Annotated in this window: 16 protein-coding genes; 8 read left to right on the top strand and 8 right to left on the bottom strand. The window is 60.3% G+C overall.

What is annotated here, in order from left to right; genetic code table 11:
• Positions 1-2: 2 nt before the first annotated feature.
• The gene (locus tag BLW36_RS10655) at positions 3-1,619 is read right to left on the bottom strand and encodes a peroxidase family protein (protein ID WP_091388066.1); all 1,617 of its coding nucleotides are present in this window, start codon (positions 1,617-1,619) and stop codon (positions 3-5) included.
• A 160-nt stretch (positions 1,620-1,779) separates the two neighbouring features.
• The gene (rimO, locus tag BLW36_RS10650; RefSeq protein ID WP_091388064.1) at positions 1,780-3,102 is read right to left on the bottom strand and encodes a 30S ribosomal protein S12 methylthiotransferase RimO; all 1,323 of its coding nucleotides are present in this window, start codon (positions 3,100-3,102) and stop codon (positions 1,780-1,782) included.
• Positions 3,103-3,289: 187 nt separating this feature from the next.
• On the opposite strand from rimO, the gene BLW36_RS10645 reads away from it, so the two are divergent.
• The gene (locus BLW36_RS10645) at positions 3,290-4,468 is read left to right on the top strand and encodes a class I SAM-dependent rRNA methyltransferase (protein ID WP_091388062.1); all 1,179 of its coding nucleotides are present in this window, start codon (positions 3,290-3,292) and stop codon (positions 4,466-4,468) included.
• A 121-nt stretch (positions 4,469-4,589) separates the two neighbouring features.
• On the opposite strand, the gene BLW36_RS10640 is transcribed toward BLW36_RS10645, so the two are convergent.
• Positions 4,590-6,749 (bottom strand): TonB-dependent receptor family protein, encoded by a 2,160-nt coding sequence (locus BLW36_RS10640; protein WP_091388061.1) that lies wholly within the window; start codon positions 6,747-6,749, stop codon positions 4,590-4,592.
• 242 nt (positions 6,750-6,991) lie between these two features.
• Between BLW36_RS10640 and BLW36_RS10635 the strand changes: the two genes are divergently transcribed.
• Positions 6,992-7,435: a GNAT family N-acetyltransferase gene (locus BLW36_RS10635; RefSeq protein ID WP_091388059.1), complete on the top strand. Its 444-nt coding sequence runs from the start codon at positions 6,992-6,994 to the stop codon at positions 7,433-7,435.
• A gap of 154 nt (positions 7,436-7,589) precedes the next feature.
• Positions 7,590-8,270 (top strand): phosphoadenosine phosphosulfate reductase domain-containing protein, encoded by a 681-nt coding sequence (locus tag BLW36_RS10630; RefSeq protein ID WP_091388057.1) that lies wholly within the window; start codon positions 7,590-7,592, stop codon positions 8,268-8,270.
• 81 nt (positions 8,271-8,351) lie between these two features.
• On the opposite strand, the gene gyrB is transcribed toward BLW36_RS10630, so the two are convergent.
• The 4 genes from gyrB to dnaA all read right to left on the bottom strand — a co-directional run bounded on the left by gyrB (position 8,352) and on the right by dnaA (position 14,671).
• Positions 8,352-10,772 (bottom strand): DNA topoisomerase (ATP-hydrolyzing) subunit B, encoded by a 2,421-nt coding sequence (gene gyrB, locus BLW36_RS10625; RefSeq protein WP_091388056.1) that lies wholly within the window; start codon positions 10,770-10,772, stop codon positions 8,352-8,354.
• Positions 10,773-10,790: 18 nt separating this feature from the next.
• Positions 10,791-11,897 (bottom strand): DNA replication/repair protein RecF, encoded by a 1,107-nt coding sequence (recF, locus tag BLW36_RS10620; RefSeq protein ID WP_091388055.1) that lies wholly within the window; start codon positions 11,895-11,897, stop codon positions 10,791-10,793.
• 119 nt (positions 11,898-12,016) lie between these two features.
• A complete protein-coding gene (gene dnaN, locus BLW36_RS10615; protein WP_091388053.1) occupies positions 12,017-13,123 on the bottom strand; it encodes a DNA polymerase III subunit beta in 1,107 nt (368 codons plus the stop codon).
• A gap of 33 nt (positions 13,124-13,156) precedes the next feature.
• On the bottom strand, positions 13,157-14,671 hold the full coding sequence (gene dnaA, locus BLW36_RS10610) for a chromosomal replication initiator protein DnaA (protein ID WP_091388050.1): 1,515 nt from the start codon (positions 14,669-14,671) through the stop codon (positions 13,157-13,159).
• 527 nt (positions 14,672-15,198) lie between these two features.
• Here dnaA and rpmH point away from each other — a divergent pair.
• The 5 genes from rpmH to mnmE all read left to right on the top strand — a co-directional run bounded on the left by rpmH (position 15,199) and on the right by mnmE (position 19,124).
• Positions 15,199-15,333: a 50S ribosomal protein L34 gene (gene rpmH / locus BLW36_RS10605; protein WP_020413885.1), complete on the top strand. Its 135-nt coding sequence runs from the start codon at positions 15,199-15,201 to the stop codon at positions 15,331-15,333.
• A gap of 33 nt (positions 15,334-15,366) precedes the next feature.
• Positions 15,367-15,765, top strand: a complete 399-nt coding sequence (gene rnpA, locus BLW36_RS10600; protein WP_091388048.1) for a ribonuclease P protein component — start codon at positions 15,367-15,369, stop codon at positions 15,763-15,765.
• Positions 15,762-16,001 carry a membrane protein insertion efficiency factor YidD gene (yidD, locus tag BLW36_RS10595; protein ID WP_091388046.1) on the top strand — a complete coding sequence of 80 codons (240 nt, stop codon included), beginning with the start codon at positions 15,762-15,764 and terminating at the stop codon, positions 15,999-16,001. The genes rnpA and yidD overlap by 4 nt, the downstream gene beginning before the upstream one ends.
• A gap of 4 nt (positions 16,002-16,005) precedes the next feature.
• Positions 16,006-17,670, top strand: coding sequence for a membrane protein insertase YidC (yidC, locus tag BLW36_RS10590; RefSeq protein ID WP_091388044.1), 1,665 nt, complete (start codon positions 16,006-16,008; stop codon positions 17,668-17,670).
• A 77-nt stretch (positions 17,671-17,747) separates the two neighbouring features.
• Complete coding sequence (gene mnmE / locus BLW36_RS10585; protein ID WP_091388042.1) at positions 17,748-19,124, top strand: tRNA uridine-5-carboxymethylaminomethyl(34) synthesis GTPase MnmE; 1,377 nt, start codon at positions 17,748-17,750, stop codon at positions 19,122-19,124.
• 30 nt (positions 19,125-19,154) lie between these two features.
• Here mnmE and BLW36_RS10580 read toward each other — a convergent pair whose 3' ends face one another.
• Complete coding sequence (locus BLW36_RS10580) at positions 19,155-19,817, bottom strand: cupin domain-containing protein (protein WP_211567194.1); 663 nt, start codon at positions 19,815-19,817, stop codon at positions 19,155-19,157.
• Positions 19,818-20,324: the final 507 nt, after the last annotated feature.

Here is a 20,324-nt window from a genome sequence, read left to right as displayed (position 1 = left end):
GACTAGGGGGCGCTGGTAGATGGATTTGGGTTACTGATGAATACATTTTCATTCAGCTCGGCCGGTAGAATCTGAGTGTTTCTACAGATGATATCGGCCAGGGTCGTACTTTCCAGTTCCTGCAAGATCTCGGCACTAAAAACGGCCTGATACCAGAAACGGTCGCCATCCCTGAGCCGTTCGAATTGATCGCGGATAATAAGATGGAACAGTGGGCCCACCATTGCGTCTGGCAGTTTGTCCTCTGCCAGCCCCCCTATCCACGGATCCACCTCGCTGACATTACCGGGCCCATACACCTGGCGTAACAGGCTGCTCACTTGTGGATCGCTAGTGATATCTTCGTAATCTGCTGCTGGTGCCAGCCCAAGTTCGATGCGCATGGCGTTATAGCCGGGTAAGCCGTGATCCCGTCCACGCTGAATGTTTAGCGCGGCGAGGTCAAATGGCCCCTGATCCGGCGAGCCGAAGAGAAAATTCCTGACGCCGTCCACGATCTTGGTATCTACAGCCTGGGCCACCTGAGAAGCCAGCCCACGCAACAGGGGCTCGATTCCCTTGCCCGACTCCGGGTTGAGTTCAAAGCGGGTAAAAAATGCATCGCGTAGGCTCAGGTTGCCCTCGGGAATTGGTTCACCGTTCGACTTAAGCCGCAAAAGTTCACTGCTCAGCATACTGTGTCCAAACCGGAAGGCGGCTGTAGAAAACGCGTTGGCAATACCGGGGTCCGTCGTCGGTACATAGCCGGCATAGGGAGCAAGGCTATCGGGGCCCAGTACCGCGGGGAGGAATTCCCTGTAGGTAATCACCTGCATCTGCGCACCGACGATGGCCCGTGCCTGATAGTAGATTTCATCTCCAGAGAGGCTTTTGTCCTGGTGATGTAGCGCTGTAGCAAGCCGGTTGTGTTCGCGCACGAACAGCACGTGCAGCGCGGTAAGGCCGACTTGCTCGTTGGCCCGAATATCACCGGCCAGATAAAAATCGCTATCGGGCCCGCCATCGTTTGGAAGGCCACTGGTATTAAAGGGCAGCAGGTCGAAACGACTCGTGTCCAGCTTGCCAGTGCCATCATTCGTGCGCAAAGCGGTGGCACGGATCAAGTCGGAACCGTAGACCTGCGATGCATCGATAAAAGCCGTCACCTGGTTGATCTGTTGCCGCGGCGTCGTCGGCGTACCGGTGTCGAGATGAAACAAGGAGCGGTGAAAACGAATAGACGAGTCGATTGTAAATACCGGGTCATCTGGTGGCACCGGGATCGGCACAGACTCTTCGCCGGTCGTCGTCAGTGACAGATCGTGATCGAGAAATTGCCCCCACTGAAACACCATGCTGGTGTGCCCGCTGCTGTCCAGCTGGGGAGCAATTTGCTGGCAAATGGCATTGCTGATTACCCTGGGATTCGGGCGCAAACTTCCGGCCGGCAAACTGATGCCATCACTGTAAGCCGGCGTGACGCGGCGCAAGAGCGGGCTATTGGTTGAGCCGAGTAATGGCAGCTCCAGGTTATTGCCGGTGCCGTCGATCGAGCGGTACTCGGTGAAGGGTGTCGCATTGGAAATGGCGCCGCTCAGCATTGAGACAGCTGCGAGCAAACTGCACATCCCTGTTTTCATGGGACAAACTCCCTTCCATCTGAAATTTATCGCCGCTTCACGAAGAAAGTGTAGATGTACTTTCCGTCTATCGAGCGCGCCGCTGCCCCATTGGCCCAAACGAAAAGTGGCAGCTATCTGCTGCCACTTTTAAGCTGGAGTTTCTACAGCCACAGTTGACCTATATAAGCTCGGCCCACAGATCGTACTCGTCGGCGTGTGTGACGCGTACGCTGACCTTGTCGCCGGGCGCGAGTGACTGTTCGCCATTCAGGTACACCATGCCATCAATTTCCGGCGCGTCGGCCCAGGAGCGACCGATGGCGCCCTCCTCGTCCACCTCATCGATCAGTACTTCGATCTCGCGACCTATCTTGCGCTGCAGGCGCGCGGCGCTGATTTTCTGCTGGTGGGCCATAAAGCGCTCCCAGCGCTCCTGCTTCACCTCTTCCGGCACTGCACCTTCCAGTTCGTTGGCCGGCGCGCCGTCTACCGGCGAATATTTGAAGCAGCCGACACGGTCAAGCTGCGCCTCGGTCAGCCAGTCGAGCAGGTACTGGAAGTCCTCCTCGGTCTCACCGGGGAAGCCAACGATAAAGGTGGAGCGGATCGTCAGATCCGGGCAGATCTCGCGCCACTTCTTGATCCGCGCCAGTGTCTTGTCTTCGAATGCCGGGCGCTTCATCGCCTTGAGCACTTTCGGGCTGGCGTGCTGGAACGGAATGTCCAGGTACGGCAGCAGCTTGCCCGCAGCCATCAGTGGAATTACATCGTCCACGTTCGGATACGGATACACATAGTGCAGGCGCACCCAGACACCCATCGATGACAGCGCCTCGCATAGTTCCAGCATACGGGTCTTCACCGGGCGGCCGTCCCAGAAATCGAGTTTGTATTTCAGGTCGACACCATAGGCGCTGGTGTCCTGGGATATCACCAGCAGTTCCTGCACGCCGGACTTCACCAGCCTTTCCGCCTCGCTCAGTACGTCGCCGACCGGGCGGCTGGCGAGCTTGCCGCGCATGCTCGGGATGATGCAGAAGCTGCAGCTGTGATTGCAGCCCTCGGAAATTTTCAGATAGGCGTAGTGACGCGGGGTCAGCTTGATGCCCTGCGGCGGTACCAGATCGACGAACGGGTCGTGATCGAGCTGCGGCGGCACCACTTCATGCACGGCGTTGACCACCTGTTCGTACTGCTGCGGACCGGTGACCGCGAGCACACTCGGATGCACTTCGCGGATATGCTGTTCCTCTACCCCCATGCAACCGGTGACGATCACGCGGCCGTTCTCGGCCAGTGCCTCGCCGATGGCATCCAGGGATTCCGCCTTGGCGCTGTCGATAAAGCCGCAGGTGTTCACCACGACCACATCGGCGTCCTCATAGGTAGGCACCAGCTCGTAGCCCTCGGTGCGCAACTGGGTCAGGATGCGCTCCGAATCGACAGTGGCCTTGGGGCAGCCGAGGGATACGAAACCGACTTTTGGAGTGGTGCTGGTCATTGAGTCTCCCGGCGAGCAAACGCAGATTTGTTTAAAAAGCGGGCAATTCTAACGGTGTGGCAGCGGCTTTGAAAGGACGCAGACAATCAGCGGCCAGCCGCCGCGGACGAGCGGCTATAACTTGACCTGGGGCCGGCGACGCGCACAATTGCCGCCCCTGTCCCGATAGCTAAACGGAGAAGCCCCCTTGGCGGAACTGATACTGAACCGCGGCGCCGAACGCCGCCTGAAGCGCGGTCACTTGTGGATCTACAGCAACGAGGTCGATACCAAGCGCTCGCCCCTCAGAGGCATCGACCCCGGCAGCCAGTGCCCGGTGCTGGACAGCCACGGCAAACCGCTCGGCACCGCATTCGTGAATCCCGGTCAGCTGATCTGCGGACGGCTCGTATCCCGCGCCGGCGAACTGGATGCGGCGCTGCTGCATGAACGGCTGGCCGCCGCACTGGCACTGCGCGAGCGGTATTTCGGGCACCCAAGCTACCGGCTGGTATACGGCGATTCCGACCGCCTGCCGGGTCTGGTGGTCGACCGGTTTGGCGACTACCTGGTCGTACAGATCAGCAACTGGGGCATGGAAAAACTGCAGGGCCAGGTGGTGGATTCACTGATCGAACTGGTGCAGCCGAAAGGGATACTGCTGCGCAACGACCACCAGGGCCGCGCCGTCGAGGAGATGCCGCTGGTCAACGAGGTGGTGTTCGGCGATGTGCCGGAGATGACTCCGTTCGAGGAAAACGGCGTGCCGCTGCTGGCGCCGGTGCACACGGGGCAGAAGACCGGCTGGTTCTATGATCACCGCGACAATCGCGCGCGGCTGAACCAATGGGTGAAAGGCCGGAGGGTACTCGACCTATTCTCCTACGCCGGTGGCTGGGGGGTGCAGACGCTGGCCCGCGGCGCGGCCAGCGCCACCTGTGTCGACGCATCGGAGCAGGCACTGGACTGGTGTCGCGCCAACGCCGAACACAACGGCCTCGGCGACAAACTGCAAACGGTGCGCGGCAAGGCGGTGGATGTGCTGAAGGCCATGGTCGCCGACGGCGAAAAGTTTGAGGTCGTGGTGCTGGACCCGCCGGCGTTTATCAAGCGGCGCAAGGACCACAAGGCCGGACTCGCCGCCTATCGTCATATCAACGAGCTGGCGATGCGCCTGCTGGCGTCGGACGGTCTGTTAGTAAGTGCTTCCTGCTCGATGCACCTGGCGGCGGATGAACTGCTGGACTGCGTGCGCGGTGCCGCGCATAAATTGCAGCGCCCGGCCGCTCTCTTGAGTAGCGGCGGCCAGGGGGCCGATCATCCGGTGCACCCGGCCATTCCGGAAACCCGCTACCTGAAAGCGCACTTCGTGCACCTGGGCGGGTGAACAGAGGCGCGATCGCGCACCAGTCCGACGGCCGGTGGTAGTACCGCTGAATAGACCGGGTAGAAAAAGAAAAGGCCGCGGGGGATGCCGCGGCCTTTTTTGTAGGCGGTTACAGCCTTACTTAGAAGACGAACTTCATCCCCAGCGTGGCCGTACGCGGGCGGTTGGCGCGGGCGCCGTCCGGTCCGCGGTTGACGATGGCCTGCTCGTCAAACAGGTTGTCCACCTTCAGGTAACCGCTCAGATCTTCGCTGAAGTCGTAGTGGGCGGCCGCATCCAGCACCCATAGCGACTCGGTGTAGTCGAAGCGATCGGTATTGCCGCGGTTGCACTCGCTGTTGACGCACATCTCGTCCTGGTAGGCAGCGGTCAGGTTAACGCGCCAGGCGGCGCCGCTGTCCAGGCCCGCAGACAGCGCGAAGACATTTTCCGGCAGGTATTCCAGATTGTCACCGGCGAGCAGGTCGCCGTCATCGCTGTCCTTGGTGATCTCCGCGTCGGTGTAGGTGTAGCTGGCACGCAGCGGCAGGGTCCAGCCGTTGGTGAGTACCCACTCATTGCCGAAGGCTGCCTCCAGACCCTTGATCTCGGCTTCGCCCAGCTGGACTGTGCCGCTCTCGAGATCACCGCAGGGCACGGCTACGGAACAGTTCTGGATCGCGTTCTCATAGTCGCTGAAGAAGGCGATGACTTCGGCACTCAGGTTGCCGCTGTAATAGCGCGCACCCCACTCGTAGTTGGTCGACAGCTCCGGACCCTGGCCGTCTTTGGCACCGGCGCCGGGAGGGGCGAAGCCGCGGTGAACACCGGCCAGCAGGCTCCACTGTTCGTTGACGTCGTAGACCAGGCCCAGGCCCGGCAGCCACTCATCCACCTGGTTGGAAGCGGTGATATTGCCGACGGTGCGCTCAGCATCGTCGTAGCGCTTCTGCTCGGTCTCGACGTCCTCGTAGCGCAGAGCCGCGGTCAGGGTCAGCTTCTCCGCCAGCTGGATTTCGTCGTAGGCGAAGAAGGAGGTCGCATCGGCTTCTTCGAAGCGGTTGTTGCTCGAGCTCGGCAGGCTAATGTCCTGGAACACCAGCTCGCCGTTGATTTGGCGGTAATTCTCGGTGGGCTGGTAGCGATCCACTTCGTCCGAGTGGCGGCGCACGCCGAAGCTCAGGTCGTGGGACAGGGCTCCGGTCTGGAACTGCCAATCAGCACTGACCTGCAGGCCGCGTGCTTCGTACTTGCGATTGTTGTGCTTGATACCGAAATCGTAATCCATGTCGCCGTCGAGGACCGCTTGGGCGTCGGCGTCGCCGGCATTGGCCGCGTCGATCAGGCTGCCAAGACCAACCTTGAACCAGTCGCGCTTGAACTTGTTGTAGTAGGCCTGGGTGTTAATGGCGAACGCGTCGCTCAGCTGAATGGTGTGGTTCAGCTGTACAGTACTGTGGCGGTTCTGCATTTCATCCAGGGCGCTGATGCCGTAGCGACGGTTCGGATCCTTGTCGAAGTCCGCGTCGGTCAGGCCCAGGTAGCTCATGCCGGACTCTTCTTCGGAGTACTGCAGCTTGATATCCAGCTGCTGGCGGTAGGTCGCATTGGCATCGGAGCGCAGGCGGCCCTTGAGCAGATAGTCTTCCTTGGCGATATCGGCGCTGTCGGCGCGATCGATGTCGCGGAAACCGTCGGCGTATTGCTGGTGGGTTTCGAGCAGCCAGCCGGTGTTATCGGTGCTGACGCCGTAGTTGCCGTGCAGGCGGGTCTCGCCAAATTGGCCGGCCTCCAGTTGCACCGCGCCGGCGGTCGCTTCGGGAATCGGTGTGCTGAGCATATTGACGGCACCACCAACCGTGAAGGGACCGTATTTCAGTGTACCCGGGCCTTTCAATACTTCGATGCTGTCCAGGCGTCCGGCGGTCGGGAAGTAATAGGCTTCCGGCGCCGAGTAGGGGGCCGGTGCCACCAGGACACCGTCTTCCATCAGAGAGATTTTCTCGGAACGGCCGCCGCTGGCACCGCGGATACCGATGTTGGGGCGCAGTCCGTAGCCGTCTTCTTCTTTGATGTAGACGCCGGGCACGGAGCGGATCATGCGGTTGATATCGACGAATTCAAATTTGGCCAGTTCCTCCGCGTCGACCAGATGCGCGGAGCCGGGCAGCTTGGTAATGGAATCGGCATCACCGATGACCGAAACGGTTTCCAGGCGCGTGTCCCGCTCTTGGGCGAGGGCCGGAGTTACAACGGCGGCAGCGAGGGCAATGGCGAGAGGGGACAGGGAAAAACGCTTCATGGATCCTCCGTGGAATATTGCTTAGCGTTTATATAATTGAATATATGAATGAGAATGATTGTATTTTACCATCAAACTCAATTTCTGCATTAGTTTTGTTAACGTTTTGCTGCCATTTACCACCAGAGGGGTAGTTCTGCGTCGTAATTCCATTTGCCCATGTCCTAGATAGGGGATCGAAACTAGGATCCAGTTTTTCATCGGACTAGGATTGTGCGCGAGTGCTTACTTACGGTGCAGCTATGATTCGATCTGCCAACCGCACAGAATTCGATAGACTCGAGCAGCTTTGGTTACACGCCTCCGCCAGTGCCCACCCGTCCCTGCCCCACGACTACTGGCGTGCGCGCGTCGCAATGTTTCGTCGCGGCTGCCGGCACGCAGACGCATGTCTTGTCTATGTCGAGCGCGATGGACAGCCGGTGGAGGGGTTTGTCACCGTTGTCGACGGCGATCGGTTGGAATGCATCTGTGTCAGCCCGCTGGTCAGCGGCCGCGGGGTCGGCAGCGCGCTGGTCGCTGCCGCCAAGCGGGGGCGTCCACAGCTGCAGGTGGAAGTGCTGCAGGAGAACCTGGGCGCGCGGTATTTCCTGCAGCAACACGGTTTTGTCGAAGTGGAACGGCGCACGGATGCGGGAACCGGGCAGGTACAACTATTGATGTGCTGCCCCGGCGCCAAAGAGTAAGAAGTACCGGGCGACGTATGGGCGTAGGTCAGTATCGATTCATTTGGTGCCTTATAACTGGATCTTATTGATTCACTTCTTTTTATTGTTTCTAAGCCGCGGCGCAACGGAGTAGCATGCTTTTCACCCTAGAGATCGACGACTTTGAGTTTTTATGGGACTTAACGCCACTTCCAATGCCATCCGCTCCTACCCGGCGCGCACCTTTCATCACGGTGCCGACCTTGAGTCGCTTAACCAGCGCTTCCGAGACGCCAAGCCGAGCGAGATCATGCAGTTCACGATGGAGCATGCGGAGAATCCGGTGGTGTTCACCAATTTTCGCCCGCTGGCCGTTGCCTTTCTGCACCTGGTAACCCGCGCCAAGCCAGACATCCCGGTAATCTGGGTAGATCACGGCTATAACACGCCGGAGACCTACCGGCATATCGAGCGAGTGGTGAAGGAGCTCGATCTCAACCTGCGCACCTTCTCGCCGAAGATGTCCGCCGCCCATTACAACGCCGTCTACGGTGGTATTCCGCCGCTGGATACCCCGGAGCACGACTTCTTTTCCCGCACGGTGAAGCTGGAACCATTTAACCGAGCGATGCAGGAATTGAAACCGGACGTGTGGCTGAACGGTATTCGCCACGATCAGAATGCCCACCGCAAGAATCTGGATATCTTCACGACCGGCAACCACGGCACCATCCGGGTAGCGCCGATGTTCCATCTGCGGGAGATAGACGTAGAAGAGTACGTCTATGAGCACGAGTTGCCGGACAACGATATCTATTTCGATCCGACCAAGGGCGAGGAGCACCGTGAGTGCGGGCTGCTGCTGGAGAAATAACTTTTTCTCCTATCGATTCCGATACAAAAACGGCCGCTACATAGCGGCCGTTTTTGTTTTTGCGCGAGGCGGTGAAGAACCTTAGACGTCCAGGTTCTCCACGGCCAGCGCATTGGTTTCGATAAAGTCGCGCCGCGGCTCCACCTGATCGCCCATCAGGGTAGTAAAGATCTGGTCTGCGGCGATCGCATCCTCGACGGTCACTTGCAACATGCGGCGGCTTTCCGGGTTCATCGTTGTTTCCCACAGCTGCTCCGGGTTCATCTCGCCCAGCCCCTTGTAGCGCTGCACGCCGTAGCCACGACGACTCTCGTTCATCAGCCATTCCAGCGCCTCGGGGAAGCTGCCGACCGGCTGCTGTTTTTCACCGCGCTGTATATAGGCGCCCTCTTCCAGCAGCCCTACCATCTTCTCGCCCAGTTTGCAGATGGCGCCGTACTCAGCGGATTCGAAGAATTCATGGCTGACCTGATAATCGCTGCCGACACCGTGGGCAACCACATGGATCTGGGGCAGGTAGAGGCCGCGTTCGGTGTTCTCGTACACGCTCACCTGGTGGCGGCGACCGCCACCGTTGCCTTCCTCCGCGAGCCTCTCCTGCAGCGCAGCACACCAAGACTCAACTTTGTCCCTGGATTGCAGGTCTTCCTGGCTCAGGCTCGGCAGATAGATCATGCTGCGCAGCACTTCTTCAGGGTAGAGGCGCGACAGCCGATCGATCGTGGCCAGTACCGCGCGGTATTCGGCCACCAGGCTTTCCAGGGATTTCCCGGACAGGCCCGGCGCCTCTGGATTCACGAACAGGCTGGCACCCTCGAGTGCGGCATTGGTCAGGAACTGAGTTAGCGCCGCCTCGTCTTTCAGGTATTGCTCCTGCTTTCCCTTGCTGATCTTGTACAGCGGCGGCTGGGCAATATAGATGTGGCCGCGTTCGATCAACTCCGGCATCTGGCGGAAGAAGAAGGTCAGCAGCAGGGTACGGATATGCGCGCCGTCCACATCGGCGTCGGTCATGATAATGATGTGGTGGTAGCGCAGCTTGTCCGGGTCGAACTCGCTTTTGCCGATACCGCAGCCCAGCGCGGTGATCAACGTGCCCACTTCGGCACTGGACAGCATCTTGTCGAAGCGCGCCTTCTCTACGTTCAGGATCTTGCCCTTCAGCGGCAGAATGGCCTGGGTGCGGCGGTCGCGGCCCTGCTTGGCGGAGCCGCCGGCGGAGTCGCCCTCCACCAGGTAGAGTTCTGACAGCGCCGGATCCTTCTGTTGGCAGTCCGCCAGCTTGCCGGGCAGGCCGGCGATATCCAGGGCGCCTTTGCGGCGGGTCATTTCCCGCGCCTTACGGGCCGCTTCACGGGCGCGTGCGGCGTCGATCATCTTGCCGACCACCGCCTTGGCTTCCTGCGGGTTTTCCAGCAGGTAGTCGTTGAAAGAGTGGCCCATCTCCTGCTCCACCGCAGGCTTCACCTCGGAAGACACCAGCTTGTCCTTGGTCTGGGAGGAGAATTTCGGGTCCGGCACCTTGACCGAGATAATCGCCGTCAGTCCCTCGCGGGCATCATCGCCGGTGGTGTTGACCTTGTCCTTTTTGCCGACGCCCTCTTTTTCGATGTAGTTATTCAGGCCGCGGGTCAGCGCGGCGCGGAAACCTGCCAGATGGGTGCCGCCATCGCGCTGGGGGATGTTGTTGGTGTAGCAGTAGATATTTTCCTGGAAGCTGTCATTCCACTGCAGGGCGACTTCTACGGCGATGCCGTCGTCACGCTGGTTCTGGAAGTGCAGTACCTTGTTGATCGGTGTCTTGTTCTGGTTCAGGAACTCGACAAAAGCCTTGAGGCCGCCCTCGTACTCGTAGACCTCCTCCTTACCAGAGCGCTCGTCTTTTAGCACGATACGCACGCCCGAGTTCAGGAAGGACAGCTCGCGCAGACGCTTGGCCAGCTGGTCGAAGTGAAACTCGATATTGGTGAAGGTATCGGCCGACGGCTTGAAGTGCACGGTGGTGCCGGTGCTATCGGTATCGCCGATCGCGGCCAGCGGCGCCTGCGGCACGCCGTGTCGATAGACCTGCTCGTGCACCTTGCCGCCGCGACGAATCGTCAGTTTCAGCTCTTCGGATAGCGCGTTGACCACCGACACACCCACACCGTGCAGGCCGCCGGATACCTTGTAGGTATTGTCGTCGAACTTACCGCCGGCGTGGAGCACGGTCATAATCACTTCGGCGGCGGACACCCCCTCTTCCGAGTGCATCTCGGTCGGAATACCGCGTCCGTTGTCGGACACAGAGACCGATTCGTCGGGGTGAATGGTCACGCGAATCTCGTCGCAATGGCCCGCCAACGCCTCATCGATGGAGTTATCCACCACCTCGAACACCATATGGTGGAGGCCGGTACCGTCATCGGTGTCGCCGATATACATACCGGGGCGCTTGCGCACCGCATCCAGGCCCTTTAGTACCTTGATACTGCTGGAGTCATAGCTTTGCTGCTCTGACATTTATTCGCTCCATTCAACTTATTGTGCGGCCGATGACTCGGCGCTGATACACCCATGTTCCACGTGGAACACTCTCGGGTTATTCCATGGTGAAGACAGCTGCAGCCACGGCCGGCTGGTGGCCTCCACCTCAATTCCAGTCACCAGCACCTGGCTGGCACAGCGGCTGACCCAATGGGCAAACAGCTGCTGGTTTGATTCGTCCAGTTCCGCGGGCAGGTCGTCCACCAGGAAGACCGGTCGCCCACGGTGATTGCAGACCAGTTCCGCCATCGCCGTGCGCAGTGCGCAGACGAGCATCTTCTGCTGCCCGCGGGACAGAATGTTCTGCGCTGCCTCACCGCCGATGGTGAACCTCAAGTCGGCTCGGTGGGGCCCCACTCGTGTATGGCCTTGGGCGATATCGCCGTCACGGGATTCCTGCAGCGCCTCGAGAAGCCCCAGCTCCTTGCGCCACCCTTTGCGGTAGGACAGCTCGACGCGCGCCACCGGCGAGCCAGGCAGCTCCGCCGTCAATGACAGCAGCGCAGACCGAAGGCCCTTAAAGAGTTCACGGCGCAAACTATCTACTCGCACACCGCTCTCGACGAGCCGCTGCTCCCACACAGACAGTAAACCTGCGTCGATTTTACCACGTCGCAACAGCGCATTTCGCTGTCGCAACGCGATTTGATAGTTTTTCCACGCCTGCGCAAAAGAATGTTCCACGTGGAACACTGTCCAGTCCAACAGCCGCCTGCGCACACCGGGACCACCGTCAAGCGCTGAAAAGCTCTCGCTATTGATCACCTGCAGCGGAAGGCAGCTCGCCAGCTGCGAGCTGGACTCGGCCGGTGCCTGATTGATCCGGATACGCCCACCGCCGTCCACCAGGCGCTCGATGCCGAGGCTGTAGCCGCTATCCAGCTGCGCGAACACGGTCAGCCCATCCGCACCCTCCTGAATCACCGACTTATGCTGTCGCGAGCGGAAAGAACGGCCGGTCGCCAGCATATGCACCGACTCGAGCAATGACGTTTTGCCACTGCCATTGGGGCCACAGAACAGGTTGGCACCGGCGCAGAGGGACAGGTCGGCGGCGGTGATATTACGGAAATGACGGAGTGCAAGCCGAGTCACTGCCACGAAAGAGACTCCGTAACGGCATTGGCGCTCAACGACTCGCGCACCCCATATAAAAAGACCGCCATATCCGAAAATATGGCGGTTCTTCTGCAGACGTTAACGATCAGCACAGATGGAGATCACAACCGCATCGGCATAATCACGTAGACGGCATCCCCCTCTTCCGGCTGCTGCAACAGCGCACTGCTGTTCGCATCCGCCAGACCGATACGGATCTGCTCACTGTGAATTGCGCCGGTCACGTCCAGCAGGTAGGAAACGTTAAAGCCGATTTCCAGCGGTTCACCGACATAGTCGACCACCAGCTGCTCTTCCGCCTCTTCCTGCTCCGGGTTGTTGGCGACAATCTGCAGCAGCCCTTCGGACACCTGCAGCCGCACGCCGCGATACTTCTCGTTCGACAGGATCGCCGCGCGGGAAAACGCCTGGCGCAGAGCCTGCCGATCGGCGTAAATCTCATTGCCGGTGGCGCGCGGCAATACGCGCTCATAGTCCGGGAACTTGCCATCCACCAGCTTGGAGGTAAACGTGAACGGGCCGCTATTTACGCGGATATGGTTGTTGCCGAGCACCACTTCCGCCTGAGCATCGGTATCGTCCAGCAGGCGTCCGAGTTCGAGCACGCCCTTGCGCGGCACTATCGCCTGAATCGGCGCCTCGACATTCAGGCCCGGGGCGTCGCGATCGCACAGTGCCAGCCGGTGGCCGTCCGTCGCGACCGCACGCAGCTGCTGCGGGCGACACTCCAGCAACAGGCCGTTCAGGTAGTAGCGCACATCCTGCTGTGCCATCGCAAAGCTGGTGGCTTCGATCAGGCGGCGGATCTCGCGCTGGGAAATGGCAAAACGGGTCTGCGCGCTGGTCTCCTCCTGGTTCGGGAAGTCCGCCGCCGGCAGCGTGGACAACTGGAAACGGCTGCGACCACTGCGCAGTATCAGGCGCTCACCGTCGCGCTCGAATTTCAGTTCGGCACCGTCCGGCAGCGAACGGCAGATATCCAGCAGCTTGCGCGCCGGTACCGTGACCTCACCTTCCATTTCGACGCCGTCGACCGGCAGGCGACCGACGATCTCGACTTCCAGATCCGTACCGGTCAGAGACAGCTCCTGCCCCTGCAACTGCATCAATACATTGGCCAGCACCGGCAGCGTCTGGCGTTTTTCGACCACGCCAGCAACCAGCTGCAGCGGCTTCAGGAGGGCGTCCCGGCTTACATTGAATTTCATCGGTTGTTTCGCCTTGTATTGTCCATTATTCGATTAGGTGGTCAGCGATCGCGTCAACAGCTTCACGTCCTCACGGATATCCGCATCAGACTCCTGCAATTCGCGAATTTTACGACAGGCATGTAGCACGGTGGTGTGATCGCGCCCGCCAAATGCGTCGCCGATTTCCGGCAGACTGTGATTGGTCAGCTCCTTGGCCAGCGACATGGCTACCTGTCGCGGCCGCGCCACCGAGCGGCTGCGGCGCTTGGAGAGCAGGTCCGCAACCTTGATTTTGTAATACTCCGCCACTACCCGCTGGATATTATCCACGCTGACGAGGCGATCCTGCAGCGCCAGCAGGTCTTTCAACGCCTCGCGCACCAGCAGATCGTCGATCGGGCGGCCGGTAAACTGCGCGTTCGCGATAACCCGGCGCAGCGCGCCCTCGAGCTCACGCACATTGGAACGGATACGCTGCGCGATAAAGAAGGCGGAGTCGTGCGGCAACTCGACTCCGACCTGTTCGGCCTTCTTCATTAATATGGCTACGCGCGTCTCCAGCTCCGGCGGCTCCACCGCCACCGTCAGACCCCAGCCGAAACGCGACTTCAGGCGCTCTTCGAGACCGTCGATCTCCTTCGGATAGCGGTCGCAGGTGAGGATGATCTGTTGTCCGCCTTCGAGCAGCGCATTAAAGGTGTGGAAGAACTCCTCCTGGGAGCGCTCTTTGCCGGCGAAAAACTGGATATCGTCGATCAGCAGCGCATCCACCGAGCGGTAGTAGCGCTTGAAGTCACTGATCGCATTCAGCTGCAGTGCCTTGACCATATCGGCGACAAAGCGCTCGGAATGCAAATAAACCACTTTCGCGTTCGGGTTGCGCTCCAGCAGCGCGTTGCCGACCGCGTGCATCAAGTGCGTCTTACCGAGGCCGACACCGCCATATATAAAGAGTGGGTTATAGGCGCCGCCGGGGTTGTCGGCGATCTGCTGTGCCGCGGCAAGCCCCAACTGGTTGGACTTACCCTCGACAAACGACTTAAAGGTGAAATTGCTATTGAGGGAGCTGCCATGCTTTATCGCGCCTTCGACCTCGACGTTGCGCGCCGGCTCCACCGCGGGACGCGGCGACGGCGGCGAGCGCAAGTCGGTCAGCGCCAACTCGCCACTGGTCATCTGCTCGGCCTTCGCCTCTTCGGCCGCCACCGGATGGGCGGCGGCGGCACCACCGAAGCTATTGCGCGCCGCGGGTTGCGGGCTGGCGGCGGGTTGCGTTACCTCGCTCGCTGCACGATTGCGCTGAAAGCGCGCCGGGCGCCGCTCGGTAATGTCGAGCACCACCTGCAGCGGCCGTTCTGCAGCATATTGCTGCACCAGTTCGCGGATGCGGTTGAGAAACTTGTCTCCCACCCAGTCCAGCACAAAGCGGTTCGGCGCCAGTAGACGCAATTCCCCGTCGGCACTCGCCGGACTGACCCGCAGCGGCCGGATCCAGGTGTTGAACTGCTGTGATGGCAGCTCGTCCTGCAAACAGCTGGCACACTGCTTCCAAACGGATTCAGACAAGAAAACCCCCAAAACCCCAATAATTAAAATCCGGAAATGGACGGCGAAATCAGCAGCACAGATGAGTGCTGGTGCCGTCAATAAGATCGGGGAAGTATACCTTTGCGCCGCCGGGTTATCCACAGAAAACAGAGCCATTACTGAAAAAAACCGGGCAAAAACTCCCCAACAATCAAAGGGTTGCACACTTATTAACCAGTGCTGCCGCACTTGCCGCTCACACTTATCCACAGCAGTCTGTGTATATCTTGGTATCAATCGGTGGGCAGTCCCGAATAGCGCTGCTCCCTCAACCACTTGGAAGGACGGCAGCTAAAATTACCCTGAAAAACCTTCACCGCGCGGCAAATTTAACCGCCCGGCTCGTTGATTTCACTGGTGCCTTTCTATACAATCCGCCGCCTTCGCAGTGCATTGCTCCGTCTGCGCCGGACCAGTACCGGTATCGGAGCCCAGGCCGCGGCCGGGCCACCCCGCAAGGGAATAGCCCTCGAATTTCCGAATACATAGTCTCAGGTAGCAAGACAATGAAACGCACATTTCAACCCAGCAACTTGAAGCGCAAGCGCACTCACGGCTTCCGCGCCCGCATGGCAACCAAGAACGGCCGTAAGATCCTGGCCCGTCGCCGCGCCAAAGGTCGCAAAGTCCTGTCTGCATAAGATTGTCCCCTAACCGGGGGTATCTTCTTCTATATGCAACAGGAGCGCAGCGACTTCGGATTTGCCAAGCCGCTGCGTCTGCTTAACGCGGCGCAGTATCGTGCAGTCTTCAATGACAACCAGATACGCGCCGCGCATCCCAACCTCCTGATTCTCGCCCGCCATAACGATCTCGGCCACCCGCGCCTGGGTCTCGTCATCGCCAAGAAACACGTCCGCAACGCCAGCGATCGCAACCGCATCAAGCGTATTGCCCGCGAAACCTTTCGGCTGCGCCAGCACGAACTGCCGGCCGTGGATGCCGTACTGCTCGCACGCCCCGGTGTTGCCGACCTGGACAAGGCGGCGCTGGCGAAACTGATGAACAAGTTGTGGCGCAAACTGGCCAATCGCGCCCAGCAATCAACGCATACGGCGAAACAGACGCGATGAACTGGCTGGCCATCAAACTGATCCACCTGTACCGCTACGTGGCCAGTCCCTGGGTCGGCAACCAGTGCCGTTTCTACCCGACCTGTTCGCATTATGCGGAAGAGGCATTAAAAACCCATGGATTCCTCAAAGGGGGTTATTTAACCGGGCGCCGCCTTATAAAATGCCACCCTTGGCATCCCGGCGGCATGGATCCGGTTCCCCCCGCTCGACAAAAGAACACTCTTTCTAGGTAACAAGATGGATTGGCAACGCTACACGCTGCTTGGTGGAATCGCCGCAGTCGTTCTGGCACTGATTTTTCAGTGGAATGAATTCAAAGAGCAGCACACGCCGGCGGTTGATCGGGAAACCGTGGTGCGCAGTGACAGCCAGGGCGCAGTGACCGCCCCGAAAAAGGAGACCGGCGACAGCGACGTACCGCAACTGCAGCCCCCGGCCGGCGCCAGCACAGATACGGAGCAGACCGGCCAGCGCGAGCTGGTGCGCGTCACCACCGATGCGTTTGAACTGCTGATCGACCCCCGCGGTGGCGACATCGTCAAGGTCGCACTGCGCCAGTACGAAGAAGAGCTGCACACCCCAGACCGCCCGCTGATTCTGCTGAACCAGACCCGCGATCACACCTATATCGCCCAGAGCGGCCTGATTGGTGCAAACGGCACCGATAGCGCCGCCGGCCGCCCGCTGTTCAACGCGGCCAAAACCCAGTACGCCCTCAGCGAAGGCAAAGATGCACTGGTAGTCGACCTGACCCTGAAGCAGCCCGGCGCCAACATCACCAAGCGCTTCACCTTCAACCGCGGCGACTATCTAGTCGAGGTCTCCTACCTGGTCGACAACACAAGCGACAAGCCCTGGTCCGCCGCCCTGTTCGGCCAGATCAAGCGCGATGATCGCGAACCGCCGGCGGACACCGGTATCGGCATGTCACCTTTCCTCGGCGCGGCGCTGCACACCAGCGAGGAAAACTACTTCAAGCAGGACTTTGAAGAGATTGCCGAAAAGCCCACCCGCGAAACCATCGAAGGCGGCTGGGTGGCGATGGTGCAGCACTACTTCCTGAGCGCGTGGATTCCGACGCAGGATGCGCGCAACACCTTCGAGCTGCGCCAGCTGTCCAACGGTCTGTTCCGCATGGGCTTCACATCGCCACAGGTTCAAATCGCCGCCGGCACCCAGGGTGAGTTGAGCGCCGCCTTCTACGCCGGGCCCAAGGATGTGTACCGCCTCGAAGAAATCTCCCCTTACCTGGATCTGACCGTCGATTACGGCTGGCTCTGGTGGATCGCCAAGCCGCTGTTCCGCGTGCTGCATTTCATCCAGGAACACATCATCAGCAACTGGGGTTGGGCCATCATCCTGCTGACCGTGTTCATCAAGGCGCTGCTGTTCCCGCTGTCTGCAGCCGGCACCAAGTCGATGGCGCGCATGCGCAAGTTTGCGCCGCAGATGAAGAAGCTGCAGGAGCAGTACAAGGACAATCGCCAGAAGCTGGCGGAAGAGACAATGAAGCTCTACCGCCGGGAGAAGATCAACCCGATGGGGGGCTGCCTGCCGATTCTGCTGCAGATGCCGGTATTTATCGCCCTCTACTGGATGCTGACCGAGACCGTCGAGCTGCGTCACGCCCCCTGGATCCTGTGGATTCACGATCTGTCGGCCAAGGACCCCTACTTTATCCTGCCGGTACTGATGGGTGCCTCGATGTGGTTCATGCAGAAACTGAACCCGCAGCCGACCGATCCGACCCAGGCGCGCATCATGCAGTTGATGCCGGTCATGATGACGTTCTTCTTCCTGTGGTTCCCGGCCGGCCTGGTGCTGTACTGGATTGCCAACAACCTGATCACCATTGCGCAGACTTGGTATATCAACAAGCAGGTGGAGGCCGGCAAGGTCTGACACCCGCACACAAGTTACACGCATACCGAGGGGCCGCTTTTGCGGCCCCTTTGCATTCTGTCGAGTAAACTCTGCCCATGAGCCAGCAAAGCATCAACCGCGACACCATCGCCGCCGTCGCCACCGCACCCGGTCGCGGTGGCATCGGTGTCATCCGTCTGTCCGGGCCCCGCGCCCTGGAAATTGCCCACGGCATCTGTGGCGCGCGCGAACTAAAACCGCGCTACGCCCACTACCGCAATTTCACCCGCGGCGAGCAGCTGATCGACCAGGGCATCGCGCTGTTCTTCCCCGGCCCCAATTCCTTTACCGGTGAGGATGTGGTGGAACTGCAGGGACACGGCGGCCCGGTGCTTCTCGATCAGCTGTTGCACGCAACGATTGAGCTAGGTGCACGCCAAGCCCGCCCGGGGGAGTTTTCCGAGCGCGCATTCCTGAACGACAAGATCGATCTGGCCCAGGCAGAGGCGATTGCCGACCTGATCGAGGCCGGCAGCACCCAGGCAGCGCGCAACGCGATGCGCTCCCTGCAGGGTGTATTTTCCGAAAAAATCGAAGATTTAGTCGAGAATCTGACGCATTTGCGCATCTACGTCGAAGCATCGATCGACTTTCCTGAAGAAGAAATCGATTTTCTCGCCGACGGCAAGGTTTCGGCGGATCTGGCGGCACTGCAGGCACAGCTGACCGCCGTAGAAACCCAGGCGCGCCAGGGCAGCATCATGCGCGAGGGCATGCGGGTCGCCATCGCCGGTCGCCCGAATGCCGGCAAGTCCAGTTTGTTGAACGCGCTGGCCGGCCGCGATGCGGCCATCGTCACCGATATCGCCGGTACCACCCGGGACATATTGCGCGAATATATCGATATTGACGGCATGCCGCTGCAGTTTGCCGATACCGCCGGATTGCGCGACGCGCCCGACCGTGTGGAACAGATCGGCATCGAACGCGCCTGGGAAGAAATCCGCCACGCGGACCGGGTGCTGCTGGTCGTCGACGCCGAACAGGCACACACCCTAGACCCGGAGGCGGTGTGGCCGGAGTTCACCGCCCAGCTGCCGGATGCGGAAAAACTGACGCTGGTGCTGAACAAGATCGATCTCACTGACTACAGCGCCGGCCTGCAGGCCCATACCGACGGCGTGCCGGTCATCGCCATCAGTGCCAGGACCGGCTCCGGGCTGGAATCTCTGAAAGAGCACCTGAAACAGTGCATGGGGTACAGCGGCGCCGCCGAGGGCAATTTCAGCGCCCGCCGCCGTCACCTGGAAGCCTTGGCGCGCGCGAAGGCCTTTATCGAGCAGGGCGCCAGCCAGCTACATGCCAGCGGCGCCGGCGAATTGCTGGCGGAGGACCTGCGCCTGGCCCAGCACGCTCTGGGGGAGATTACCGGTGCCGTCAGCGCCGACGAGTTACTGGGCAAAATCTTCGGCAGCTTCTGTATCGGCAAGTGACCGCCGAAGTTTCCGCCATACCGCGGATGCTCAGGCTGCCTCGTCCGGCCCAGCCAGTGGCAGGTGCCCGGTCTTCACCAGGATCACGGTTTCGTCCTTCACGAATGGGTGATGGCGACTCAGGTGAGGGCTGCGCAGCCAGCAACCGGGCGGGTATTCACCGTACTCGTCCATAAAGGTCCCGGACAACACCAGGATTTCCTCACCGCCGAAGTGGCTGTGCGGGGTAAACCGCTCCCCCTTCGGCCACTTCACCAGCGCCGTGTGCTCCCCCTCAAAGCTGTGCAGCGGCATCACCTGCAGCCCGCCCTGCCCGGGCAACCACGGCGCCTCATGCGTATTGATGCGCACGGTTTCCGTATCTCCCGGGGAAAACTGGTGCAGTTTCACGAACAGCGTACAGCCCGGCTCGCTATAGGGGGCATGCGAGCTGTCCGGCGGATTGCGGATATAAGTCCCGGCCGGGTAATCACCGGACTCATCGGAAAACACACCGTCCAATACGAAAATCTCTTCACCGCCGGGGTGCCTGTGCGCAGCAAATCGCGCCCCGGCGGCGTAACGCACAATGCTGGTTGCGTGACCGGATTCGGCGTCCTCGCGGGCCAGTGGCTTACGCTCCACGCCCGCCATCGGACTCGGCTGCCAGGGCATACTCGCGGTATCCACCACCACGCGCTCGGCAAAATTCATATTCAGCACGACAACACCTCCAGCGTTCGCGACGCGGCAAGTACCGTTAAAAGCCCGCCTAACTGATTCTGCGATACCGGGGGCGCCATTTGGTTCCCGCCACCTCACCTGCGCATCCCCGCTTCCCACTCCCGCCGGCCACCGGCAAACATCCACAGGGCCGGCGCGCGCCGTACCGAATACCGGCCAAAACACGCTAAAACCACAAAAGTTGCGCACATCTATACACAGACTTATCCAGATTGCACGCTTGTACACAGATAACCCCCAAGCTATTCAGCAGAAAACCGGCCGAGATCGACGAACCGCTACTGGCTGTGGGCAAAGTCGGGGGTAACAGCGACAAACCCTGCCTACCAGGGCGGGCATAACTTCGTCGCCACCGCAAACCGGGCAAAGTTATCCCGTCCGTCCACAGCCGCGTACCGCGCTTACTCCGCCTTCGGCCAAGCGGTTATCAGCAGCCTGGAAGACCACCTAAGCTAATGATTTATAAACATTTTTTCA

The organism is Microbulbifer marinus (assembly GCF_900107725.1).
GTDB classification, from domain to species: domain Bacteria; phylum Pseudomonadota; class Gammaproteobacteria; order Pseudomonadales; family Cellvibrionaceae; genus Microbulbifer; species Microbulbifer marinus.
This window is presented reverse-complemented; position numbering and strand designations above follow the sequence as displayed.

Coding starts and splice junctions, on each gene's coding strand:
- BLW36_RS10580 (WP_211567194.1), bottom strand. CDS start 19,817: ATGAATTTTGCCGAGCGCGTGGTGGTGGATACCGCGAGTATGCCCTGG.
- yidC (WP_091388044.1), top strand. CDS start 16,006: ATGGATTGGCAACGCTACACGCTGCTTGGTGGAATCGCCGCAGTCGTT.
- dnaN (WP_091388053.1), bottom strand. CDS start 13,123: ATGAAATTCAATGTAAGCCGGGACGCCCTCCTGAAGCCGCTGCAGCTG.
- gyrB (WP_091388056.1), bottom strand. CDS start 10,772: ATGTCAGAGCAGCAAAGCTATGACTCCAGCAGTATCAAGGTACTAAAG.
- BLW36_RS10630 (WP_091388057.1), top strand. CDS start 7,590: ATGGGACTTAACGCCACTTCCAATGCCATCCGCTCCTACCCGGCGCGC.
- yidD (WP_091388046.1), top strand. CDS start 15,762: ATGAACTGGCTGGCCATCAAACTGATCCACCTGTACCGCTACGTGGCC.
- BLW36_RS10655 (WP_091388066.1), bottom strand. CDS start 1,619: ATGAAAACAGGGATGTGCAGTTTGCTCGCAGCTGTCTCAATGCTGAGC.
- BLW36_RS10640 (WP_091388061.1), bottom strand. CDS start 6,749: ATGAAGCGTTTTTCCCTGTCCCCTCTCGCCATTGCCCTCGCTGCCGCC.
- rpmH (WP_020413885.1), top strand. CDS start 15,199: ATGAAACGCACATTTCAACCCAGCAACTTGAAGCGCAAGCGCACTCAC.
- rimO (WP_091388064.1), bottom strand. CDS start 3,102: ATGACCAGCACCACTCCAAAAGTCGGTTTCGTATCCCTCGGCTGCCCC.
- mnmE (WP_091388042.1), top strand. CDS start 17,748: ATGAGCCAGCAAAGCATCAACCGCGACACCATCGCCGCCGTCGCCACC.
- rnpA (WP_091388048.1), top strand. CDS start 15,367: ATGCAACAGGAGCGCAGCGACTTCGGATTTGCCAAGCCGCTGCGTCTG.
- BLW36_RS10635 (WP_091388059.1), top strand. CDS start 6,992: ATGATTCGATCTGCCAACCGCACAGAATTCGATAGACTCGAGCAGCTT.